This is a genomic window from Streptomyces syringium, assembly GCF_017876625.1.
Lineage (GTDB): Bacteria > Actinomycetota > Actinomycetes > Streptomycetales > Streptomycetaceae > Streptomyces > Streptomyces syringius.
In genome coordinates this window covers 6,208,626-6,218,893 of record NZ_JAGIOH010000001.1, presented here as the reverse complement: position 1 = coordinate 6,218,893, position 10,268 = coordinate 6,208,626, and the positions used below count along the sequence as shown (strand labels likewise).

The window sequence follows — 10,268 nt, the reverse complement described above, 5'->3', positions numbered from 1 at the left end:
CGTGCCGTCAGTCGGCGTGCGAGGCGGTGGCGAACGGCGGCCCGGCGAGCGGCGCCCCGGGGTCGTGGACGGCGGCTCGTAGCACCGCGACCAGGTCGTCGGCGAGCGCGGAGACCGTCGCGGCGTCGAACATGTCCGTGCGGTACGCGACCGATACGTGCAGCCCGGCCGGTTCGGGCCCCTCGGTCACGGACCAGGCCAGGTCGTGGACGGCCCTGCCGGCGGCCGGCGCGACGCCTCCGTGGGTGTAGGTGACGTCGAACAGCGGGGGCCGGCCGGGCTCCCGGCTCAGGGCGAGGGCGCGCTCGATGTCGGCGAGCGGCACGTCGCGGTGGTGCTCCCCGGCGGCGATCCCCGCCCGCACCCGCTCGGTGAGGGCGTCGTAGGCGGGGTCGTCGGCCAGGGGGATCCGCAGCGGCAGCAGGCTTCCCCGCACGTCGACGCCGATGACCACCTCGTCCGTCTCGGCGCGCCGGCCGAGCAGCGCGGCGAGGCCCGCGAGCAGCCGGTCCCGGGCACCGGTACGGATCAGCGTGGCGGCGAGGTCGTCGGGGACGGTGAACGTGTGGCAGGCGCCGGGGCCGCCCGGGCCGCTGCCCAGCGGGCGCGACCGGTCGGCGGGCAGCTCGAAGGCACCCATCCCGGTCAACGTCCTCTTCCAGTGGTCGAGATGGTCATCGGCGGGCCGGGCGTGCTCCTCGGGGGCGGGCGGCGCGGGACGGCGCGGGGGCCGGACGGGCAGCTCCCCGTACCGGAGGTCCGCGTCGGCCGCGGCGGCGCGCAGCAGCTCCAGCAGGGAGTCGGTCAGGGCCTCGATCGTGCCGGCGTCGAAGAGCTGCGTGGCGTACTCCACGACGACGTCGAGGGAGTCCTCGCCCGACTTCTCGGCGACGACCACCGTGATGTCGAACTTGGCCGTGCCCGGGGGCAGTCCGGGGAAGTACGGGCCGGTGTCCTCGTCGCTGCCCGTCCCGAACAGGTTCTCGCCGAAGTTGACGTTCGGCGGCAGCGTCTGGTGGACGTACATCACGTCGAAGACCGGGTTCCGGCCCGGGTCACGTTGCTGCGCGACCTCACGCACGATCTTGTCGAACGGGATCTCCTGGTGGTCCAGCGCGCCGAGCACGACCCCGCGGACCTGGTGCAGCAGCTCCCGGAAGGTCGGGTCGCCGGAGAGGTCGCTGCGCAGGGCGACGGTGTTGTTGAAGAAGCCGAGCAGGTCCCACAGTTCGGGGCGGCTGCGGCCGATGGTCGGGGTGCCGATCACGATGTCCCGCTGGCCGGACCAGCGGGAGAGCAGGACCTTGAGTCCGGTGAGCAGCACCATGAACAGCGTGGCGGTCTCCCGGCCGCCCACCGCCCGGAGCTCGCGCACGAGTTCGGCGGGGATGGTGAATCCGTGCGACGCCCCGGCGAAGTCCATCCGGGTGGGGCGCGGCCGGTCGGTGGGGAGTTCGAGGGCGGGGGGATCGGTCAGCCGCCCGCGCCAGTAGTCCAGTTCGCCGTCGAGCCGGGAGCCGTCCATCAGCTCCCGCTGCCAGCGGGCGTAGTCGCGGTACTGCACGGGCAGCGGCGCGGGCCGGTGCACCCGGCCCTCGGTGCGGGCGGTGTAGAACTCCAGGAGCTCCGTCCGCTGGATCTGGGGTGCCCAGCCGTCGTTGACCGCGTGGTGCATCACCCAGCACATCAGGTAGTCGTCGGGGGCGCAGCGCACGACGGTGACGTTGACCAGCGGGTCCCGGGCCAGGTCGAGCACCCGGTCGGTGGCGGCCTCGGCGGCCGCCCGGGCGGCGGTCACCGGGTCGGGTTCGTCGCAGGCGTCGACGTAGTGGAAGAAGTCGCCCAGTTCGGGCCGGATGACCAGGTGCGGCCGCCCGTCCTCCTCGACGAAGTTGGAGCGCAGGACCTCGTGCCGCCGGGCGAGGTCCTCCCAGGCGAGCCGCAGGGCGTCGATGTCGAGCGGCCCGAGGTGGCGGGAGACTCCGGGGAGGTTGTAGAGCGTGGTGGTCGGGTCGAGCTGGTGGTGGAACCACATGCGTTCCTGCCCGTACGACAGCACGAGTTCCGGGCCGGGGTGGATCGGGGGCAGGTGGTGCCCGTCGTCGTCGGGCGCGGCGGGGAGGGCCACGGGTTCGGGTGCCGGAAGCGGGGCTTCGGTCCGCGGCATGCGGGCGGAGAGGGCGTCCGCGAGATCACCGACGACCGGGTGATCGTAAATGTCCACCAGCTTGAGGTGGACGTCGTAGCGCTGTCGTGCGCGTTCGACGAATTGCAATCCGATGATGGAGTTTCCGCCGATGGCGAAGTAGTCGTCGTCGGCCGCGACGGCGTCGGCGTGGAGCAGTTCGGTCAGGGACTCCTGGAGCCAGCTCAGCACGGTCTGCGGTGCGGATGACGCCGTGGGCACGGGTGCCGGGGGCGTCGCCCGCACCGGCACCGGTACCGGCAGGGGTGCGGGCGCGTGCCCGGGCCCCGGCGACGGGCTGGTGCGGGTGGGCGGGGCCGCCACCGCACTCGCCACCGTCTGCCGGGCGCCCTCGACGCCGTCGAAGGAGATGACCTCGCCCAGGGGCAGGGCCCAGCAGCGGACGCCGCGGAGCCGGTGGCCGGGCAGCGCCGTCCGGCGGCCCGCTCCCCGGCCGGGGCCCGCGTCGGCCGCCAGCGCGGACCAGTCGGGGTTCCACCCCAGCTCGTAGAGCCGGGCGAGCACGTCGAGCACGCCGTCCGTGCCGGAGTCCAGGGTGAGCACGGTGACGTCGGGCCGGTCGGCGAGGTGGGCCTTCAGCAGTGCGCCGAGCTCTCCCCGGGCCGCGAGTTCGACGAAGACCACGGGACCGGCGGCGAGCTGTTCGTCCGCCGCGGCGCGCAGTCGCTCCGGCCGGACGGGCTCTCCGGCCACGGCCGGGTCCGCGCCGCTCGTCGCCTGTTCCAGCGCGGCCGTGTCGGCGGCGCTCAGGCCGTCCCTGAGGTGGCGGACGGCGTACCGGGAGATCCCTGAGCTGATCAGGCCGTCCGGTGCCACTCCGGCGCGGGTGAGCCGGGTGTGGGCCGCGAGCTGGCCCTGGATCATCGCGACGCGGTCGGCCGGCACGGGCAGCCGGTCCGGCAGCGGGTCCGGCAGCGGGTCACAGTCCGGCAGCGGGACCGGTTCGGCGTCCCCGGAGAGCAGGAACACGACCCGGGGCGCGGGCCCGGCTGCCGGCTCCGGGCGAGTGTCGAGCCGCTGCCAGGTGGCCTCGGCGGCCAGTGCGACCGCCAGCTCGGTGGTCCGGCGGGCCACCACGCCGACGCGGTACGGGTGGTGGTCACGGCCCTCGTTCAGCGTCCGGGCGATGTCGGCGGGCGGCCGGTCGCTGTGCCGCAGTTCGAGCGAGAGCCGCTCGCAGAGGGTGACGAGGTCCGCCCGGGTGCGGGCGGAGACACCGACCAGGCGGGCCGCGTCGGCCCCGGGCCCGCCGTCCGCGCGGGGCGGCACGGCGGTCGGGGGTGCCTGCTCCACGACGCAGTGCGCGTTGATGCCGCCGAGGCTGAACGAGCTGATCCCGGCCCGGCGGACGTCGTCGTCCCGCCACGGCCGGAGCGAGGTCACGACCTCCAGGCGGGCGCCGTCGAGATCGACCTCGTCCGCCGCCCGTTCGAAGTGCAGGGAGGGGTACAGCTCGCCGTCGCGCACACTGAGGATGGTCTTGACCAGACCGGTGATGCCCGCGGCGTGGTCCAGGTGCCCGACGTTGGTCTTCACCGAACCGACCGCGAGGCTCCGGTCGCGGACGGGACGGGCGAGGGCCAGGCCCTCCGCCTCGACGGCGTCACCGAGCCGGGTGCCGGATCCGTGCGCCTCGACGTAGCCGGCTGATCCGATGTCCAGGCCGGCGCGGTGCCAGGCCTTGCGGATCACCTCGGCCTGGGACCGGGCGCTGGGGGTGGCGATGGTCGCGGAGTGCGCGCCGTTGTGCAGCACGGCGCTGCCGCGGATGACCGCGTGGACGAACGCCCCGTCGGCCAGGGCACGGTCGAGGGTGGTGAGCAGCAGGACGGCGCCGCCCTCGCCACCGCCGGCGCCGTCCGCCCGGTGGTCGAACGCCCGGGATCTGGCCGTCGGCGAGCTGATGCCGGGGAAGGCCGCCACGCCGGCCGCCGGGGCCACGATCGGGCGGAGGCTGACGCCGCCGACCACGGCGTAGTCCGCGTCGCCGTCGCGCAGTTCGCGACAGGCCTGGTGCACCGCGACGAGCGAGCCGTTGCAGCCGGTGTCCACGCCGTAGCAGGGGCCGGTGAAGCCGAAGAGGTGGGAGATCCGGGCGGGCAGTCCGAAGGGGATGTTGCCCATCAGGCTGAGGGTGCCCTGCTCGCGGACCAGGGGCGCGTAGCCGGTGCCGGGCGAGCTGAAGATGACGGCGGTGCGGCTGTCCCGCAGGCCGGCGGCGGCGTATCCGGCGCTCTGCAGGACGTCGTGGGTGAGGTGGAGGGCCAGCCGGTGCTGGGGGTCGGTCACCTCGGCCTCGCGCCGCGACAGACCGAAGTGCTCGTGGTCGAACAGGTCGATCCGGTCCAGGTATCCCAGCTCCGGGTAGTCCACGGACGGGTCGAGGCAGGTGGACTCGATCCGCTCGCGGGGGATCGGGCGTACGGAGTCGACGCCCTTGCGCAGGTTCTCGCGGAACTCCTCGAGGGTGTCCGCCTGGGGAAGCCGGGTGGCGATGCCGATCACCGCGACGGCCGGGCCGCCCTGCGTCGTACCGGTCTCGCTCATGTCACCGTTCCGTTCATGCTTCCGCCTTCACAGCTCGTACGCGGTCGGGAGTGCGGGGGCTTCGCGCCCGGCGCCTGTGCCCAGGCGGTCGTGGAGCGCGGCGGCCTGGGCAGAGATCGTGATCAGGTCGAACAGCTCCCCCATGCGCAGCACTCCGGGCCACTCGTGGTTCATCCGGGTGTGCAGGTCGATGACCTTCAGCGAACTCCCCCCGACGGCGAAGAAGTTGTCGTCGAGTCCGATGTCGGAGTGCCGCAGGACGGCCGCCCAGATCCTGCCGAGGGTGCGCTGGTCACGGGTCCAGTCCCGCCACGCCGGGGCCTCGTCCGTGGCGGAGCCCGTGGGGACATCCGTGGGGAGGAGGTCCCGCAGCGCGGCCCGGTCGGCCTTGCCGCTGGTATTGAGCGGCATGCGGGCCACGGGGACGAACCGTTCGGGGACCGCCTGTTCCACGAGGGATCCCCGGCAGTGCCGGCGCAGTTCCGCTCCGGTGGGTGCCGGGGCCCCGGGCGCCCGGGGGGTGACGAAGGCGATCAGTCGCGGTTCGTCGCCGTCGGTCCGTTCGCAGTTCACCACCGCCTGTCCGACGGCCGGGTGGTTCTCCAGGACGCTCTCGATCTCGCCGAGTTCGACGCGGATGCCCCGGATCTTCACCTGGAGATCGGTTCTGCCGCGGTAGTGCAACGCTCCCCGCTCGTCGGTGACCGCGAGGTCGCCGGTGCGGTAGAGGCGCGCACCCGGGGGCCCGAACGGGTCCGCGACGAACCGCTCGGCGGTTCTGCCGGGTGCTCCCGCGTAGCCGAGGGCCACGAAAATGCCCCCGATGTACAGTTCGCCCAGCTCCCCGGCGGGCACCTCGCGCAGCCGCTCGTCCAGCACCCTCGCCAGGGCGCCCGGCCAGGGCCGGCCGATGGGGATCCGGTCCCAGGAGGCGTCCAGGCCGGGCTGGACCACGCAGGAGATGGTGGTCTCGGTGGGGCCGTACTCATTGACGAGCAGCGCGCCGGGCAGCCGTTCGTGGTGGGTGCGGACCAGTTCCGGGGTGCACTCCTCGCCGGCGACCACGACCAGCCGCAGGGTGTCCGGCAGCAGCCGGCTCTCCGCCAGCAGTGCCCGGTAGTAGGAGGGGACGACGACGAGGTGCGTCGCGTGGTGCTCGGCCGCCAGCCGGGCCAGCTCCCCCACCTGCCGCAGCTCCCGCAGGCCGGGCAGCAGCAGCGTGTGGCCGTTGCAGAACGACCAGAACATGCCGCCGAGCATGCCGTCGAAGGACAGCCGCATGGCCATGAGGAAGGTGGACGGTTCGGTGCCGTAGACCTCGGCCCGGCAGCCGATGGACGCCACGAGCTGGGCGCGGCTGACCATGACCCCCTTGGGCAGCCCGGTCGATCCGGAGGTGTGGACGAGGTAGGCGGGGGTGCCTTCGGGGACGGGCGGGAACCAGTCGTCCGGGGTGCAGGCGCCTGCCTCGACGAGGCCCGCCACCGTGAGTCCGGCGGCGTCGAGCACGGCCGGCGGTGCGGTGACGTCGCCCGGGTCCGGCTCGGGCGCTTCCCCGAGGATCACCGCGCAGTCGGTGTCGCGCAGCAACTGCCGCACTCGCGAGGGCGGCAGGTCCGGTTCGATGGCCGCCCACGCCGCGCCGGTCCGCAAGGAGGCCAGGACCGCGATGACGGCGAGGGCGCTCGGCTCGACGCGGACGCACACGACCCGGCCCGGCCGGGCGCCGCGCCGCCACAGCAGCCGGGCGAGCCCGGCCGAGGCCCGGTCGAGTTCCCGGTAGGTGAGGGTCTCTCCCCCGATGACCAGGGCGGTCTTCTCCGGTCCGCGGGCGGCCTGCCGCCGGAAGGCAGCCAGGACCGACCACGGCTCCTGGTCCGTTCCGTCGTGGTGTCGGGCACCGGTGCGCACCGCCATGGTCTCCCGTCTCACTCCCCCGTCACTCCGCTCACTCCGCCCTCGCTGATCACGCGGGTGTGACTGCGGTTCTCCGGCAGCGGACGGTCCGGGTTCACGCTGAGCACCATGCGGTCGCCTTCGGTGGCGACCGGTTCGTAGCCGGCGAAACGGAGCGTGACGAGCATGTTCCGGTTGACGTCGGTGGGGACGAAGTGCGCGACGGGCCGGAGGCCGTCCGCCAGGGCCTCCCGGATCAGATGGCCGAGCAGCACACTGCCCACGCCCCGTGAGGCGACCCGGCAGGACATGAGCATCAGCCGGAGCACCGAGTCGGTGCCGACGAGTTCGGTGACGGCCAGGCCGATGATCCCGTAGTCGCCGAACCGGTCGCGAAGCCGCGCCACGCGCACCCGGTGGGCCGGTGAGGCGCTCAGCCGCCGCAGTTCGTCCGCGTCGTAGAACAGCCCGGTGCTGTTGAGCTGGTGCGTGCGCATGGTCAGCTCACTGGCCCGGGTCAGGTCGTCCTCGGTCGCCGGGCGCAGCTCCATGACGAGGTCGAGGGAGGCGAGGAAGGCCTGCCGGTCGGCTCCGAACTCCTCTTCGGCCTCGCGGCGTTGCCATTCGGTGCGGTAGAGCTCGCGGCGCCGGGAGGCCACCTCGGTGAGGTGCTCCGGCTGGAACTCGGGGCGGTCCGGAAGCCGGTCGACCTCGTCGGCCGGGTAGCAGCGGACCATGGGCAGCGCGGCCTCGACCTCCGCCCGTTCCGCCGGGTCGTTGTCGATGAACGCGACGGTGTCCAGGCCGATGCCGAGCGTCTCGGCGATCCGGCGCACCGCGGCGGACTTGTCGCCCCAGCCCACCCGCACCGCGCAGAACCAGTCGTCGAGGCCGCGCTCGGTCAGATGCCGGTGGATGACGGAGGGCTCGCTGCGGCTGGCGGCGGCGTGCAGGATGCCCCGCTTGTCCAGCGCGCTCAGGGTCTCCAGCGCCGCCGGGAAGGGATCGGGGTCGTCGTTCTCCAGGACGACCCCGTCCCACAACGTGTCGTCCAGGTCCCACACCAGGCACTTGACGACCGGGGCGCCCGCCGCGGCCGTCATGCCGGCGCCCCGGGCTGCCGCGCGGCCGGTGGCGGGCCGTACCGGCGCAGGAGGCGGTCGGCTATGTGGAGTTCGGCCACTTGCGGCGCTCCTTCGATGATCTCCATGACCTTGGCGTCCCGGAAGTGCCGTCCCGCCCTGCTGTCGGGCTCGCAGCCGGCCGAGCCGAGGATCTGCACGGCGTCGCGGCTGGCCGAGGCGGCCGCGGCGGCGGCCGCGTACTTGGCGACGATGGTCTCGCTCACGCCGCGCCCGGGACCCTTCGCCCGGAACCCGGCTGCCCGGCGGGCCAGTTCCCGCGCGCCCTCGCTCGCCACGGCGGAGCGGGCCAGCAGGGACCGGACCAGCTGGTGGTCGGCGAGCAGCACGCCGGCCTGGGCGCGGGTGGCGGCGTGCGAGGCGGCGTCCGCCACGCAGGCCTCGGCCATGCCGACGCACCCCCAGGCGACGGTGAAGCGCCCGTGGTCGATCGCGGTGGCGGCGACGTGGGAGAGCCCCAGCCCCGGCGGGGCGACGAGATGGCTCCGGGGCACCCTTACACCGTCGAAGGTGACGTGGGCGATCCGAGCCGCGCGCATGCCGAGTTGACCGCTCACCGGCTCGCGGACCACTCCCGCGCGGTCCGCCTCCACCAGCACGGCGGCCGGCTTGCCCCCGCATTCCCCCAGGACCAGGAACACATCGGCGACCGCTCCGAAGGTGACCCATTTCTTGCGGCCGCTCACGACGACGTCCGTGCCGGTGTCCTCGACGCGGGTCCGTACGGCCGCGAGGGTGCTGCCCGCGGCCTCCTCGGTGGCCGCGAAGCCCGCGGTGAGCTCACCGCTCGCCAGCCGTGGCAGCCAGTCGTCGCGCTGTTCCCGCGTGCCCCAGCGGGCGAGTGCCGCCGCAACCATCCCCTGCACGGTCAGCAGTCCGCGCAGCGCGCTGCACACCCCGCCCAGGTGCGCGGCGGCCTCCCCGAGGGCGGCCGGGCCGAGGTCCGCTCCCCCGTACCGGCGGGGCAGATCCGGGGCGAGCAGGCGGGCCGCGGCCATGGCCTTACGGGCGGACGCGGGCAGGGCACCGTCCCGGTCCCAGCCCGCCGCGTCGCCGCGCGCCTCGGCCGCCAGCTCCGCCGCTGCCCGCACCACGGCCGTTCCGTCCGGCCCTATTGGCTCGTCCGGCCCGTCCGGCCCCTGCTGCCCTCCGTCAGGCACGGTGGTCATGGGCTCTCCGCCAACCCGGCCGGCGCGGTCTTGCGGCTGACGAACCGCGTGATGCGCTCGGCCGTGCGGAAGCTGTCCAGGTCGAGGTCCTCCACCTCCACCACGATGGAGAAACGTTCCTCCACGAAGGTCACCAGCTCCAGCGCGAAGAGCGAGTCCGCGAGGCCCAGTTCGAAGTAGTCGTCGTCCGGAGCGACCGGCCGCCGGAGCGCCGCCGCCAGGTACTCCGTGATCTCCTCGGTGATGCTGTTCACGCCACACCCTCCTGTGGTCCTATCTCGACGAGCAGCAGGCTCCAGGCAGCCACCGGGCTGACACTGATCAGCACGACGCGGTCCCCGGCGGCGAGTTCCTTGCGCTCCAGGGCCGTGTAGAGGTTCAGGAAGACGTCGTTGGGGCCGAGGTGGCCGTAGGCCCGGAGGTTCTCCCTGCACACGGGCAGGATGCCGATGTCCAGGGCCTCCTCGGTGAAGGCCAGGCTGCCCGCCGACAGGTTGTGGCTGACGTAGCCGCGCACGTCCTCGCGGCGCAGCCCGTTGCGCCACAGCAGCCCGTCCAGCAGCGCCGATGTCCTGTTGCGCGTCTCCACCGCGAGCCGGAAGGAGTAGGCGGTGGCGTCCGCGCACTCCTCGCGCCACTGCGAGGTGGGCCGGTCCCGGTACTTCACCTGGAAGAGGTCCCAGTAGCGGCCGTTGGTCTGCTGCGCGATGTCGAGGATGCGGACCGGGCCGCGACGGGAGAGCAGCAGGGCCTGCCCGCTGTCGCCGTTGACCGTCACCGGGTGCCGGTACCGCGTGGCGGCGGCCGGCTTGCTGCCGTGCACGACCAGGATGTTGTCCATGTCCGGATCCGCCGCCAGCAGTCCCCGGGCCGTCAGCAGGGCGGGAGTGACGGACACACAGCCCAGGCCGCCCACGGTGAAGGTCGTCGCCGCCTCGGCCCCGAGCAGGTGCTGCAAGCGTGTCGGCTCGGAGCTGAGGAAGGTCTCCGGCGCCCGCGACTCCACCATGATCAGGGCGCCCAGGTCCCGGGCGTCCACCCCGGCCCGGTCGAGCGCCTGCCGGGCGGCCCGCTCGCAGAGCTCCACCGCGCCGATCCGGTCATCGGCCCGCACGGTGTCGATGCCCAGGCCGGCGCGGGTGCGCCGCTCGTTCTCGTCCAGTGCCGCCATGCCGGCCACCGGCACCACCCGCTCCGGCAGATACGACGCCGCGCCGCGTACGGCGATGGATACGCGATCGCTCCGCGTGACGTGATCGGTCACGAACCCTCCCTCGGGCTTCGTCGAGTTGCGTACGCGGCGGACGG

At 73.9% G+C, this 10,268-nt stretch carries 6 protein-coding genes; all 6 read right to left on the bottom strand.

What is annotated here, in order from left to right; genetic code table 11:
- Positions 1 to 7: 7 nt before the first annotated feature.
- The 6 genes from JO379_RS27450 to JO379_RS27425 are packed head-to-tail and all read right to left on the bottom strand — an operon-like array spanning position 8 to position 10,131.
- Positions 8 to 4,753, bottom strand: a complete 4,746-nt coding sequence (locus JO379_RS27450; RefSeq protein ID WP_209517423.1) for a condensation domain-containing protein — start codon at positions 4,751 to 4,753, stop codon at positions 8 to 10.
- 27 nt (positions 4,754 to 4,780) lie between these two features.
- Positions 4,781 to 6,670: a non-ribosomal peptide synthetase gene (locus JO379_RS27445; protein WP_209517421.1), complete on the bottom strand. Its 1,890-nt coding sequence runs from the start codon at positions 6,668 to 6,670 to the stop codon at positions 4,781 to 4,783.
- 11 nt (positions 6,671 to 6,681) lie between these two features.
- Positions 6,682 to 7,752 (bottom strand): HAD-IIIC family phosphatase, encoded by a 1,071-nt coding sequence (locus JO379_RS27440; RefSeq protein ID WP_130881495.1) that lies wholly within the window; start codon positions 7,750 to 7,752, stop codon positions 6,682 to 6,684.
- Positions 7,749 to 8,960, bottom strand: a complete 1,212-nt coding sequence (locus JO379_RS27435; protein WP_209517419.1) for an acyl-CoA dehydrogenase family protein — start codon at positions 8,958 to 8,960, stop codon at positions 7,749 to 7,751. Before JO379_RS27435 ends, JO379_RS27440 begins: the two co-directional genes overlap by 4 nt.
- A complete protein-coding gene (locus tag JO379_RS27430; protein ID WP_130881497.1) occupies positions 8,957 to 9,214 on the bottom strand; it encodes an acyl carrier protein in 258 nt (85 codons plus the stop codon). Before JO379_RS27430 ends, JO379_RS27435 begins: the two co-directional genes overlap by 4 nt.
- Positions 9,211 to 10,131 (bottom strand): 3-oxoacyl-[acyl-carrier-protein] synthase III C-terminal domain-containing protein, encoded by a 921-nt coding sequence (locus tag JO379_RS27425; protein WP_130881941.1) that lies wholly within the window; start codon positions 10,129 to 10,131, stop codon positions 9,211 to 9,213. Before JO379_RS27425 ends, JO379_RS27430 begins: the two co-directional genes overlap by 4 nt.
- Between the last annotated feature and the right edge of the window lie 137 nt (positions 10,132 to 10,268).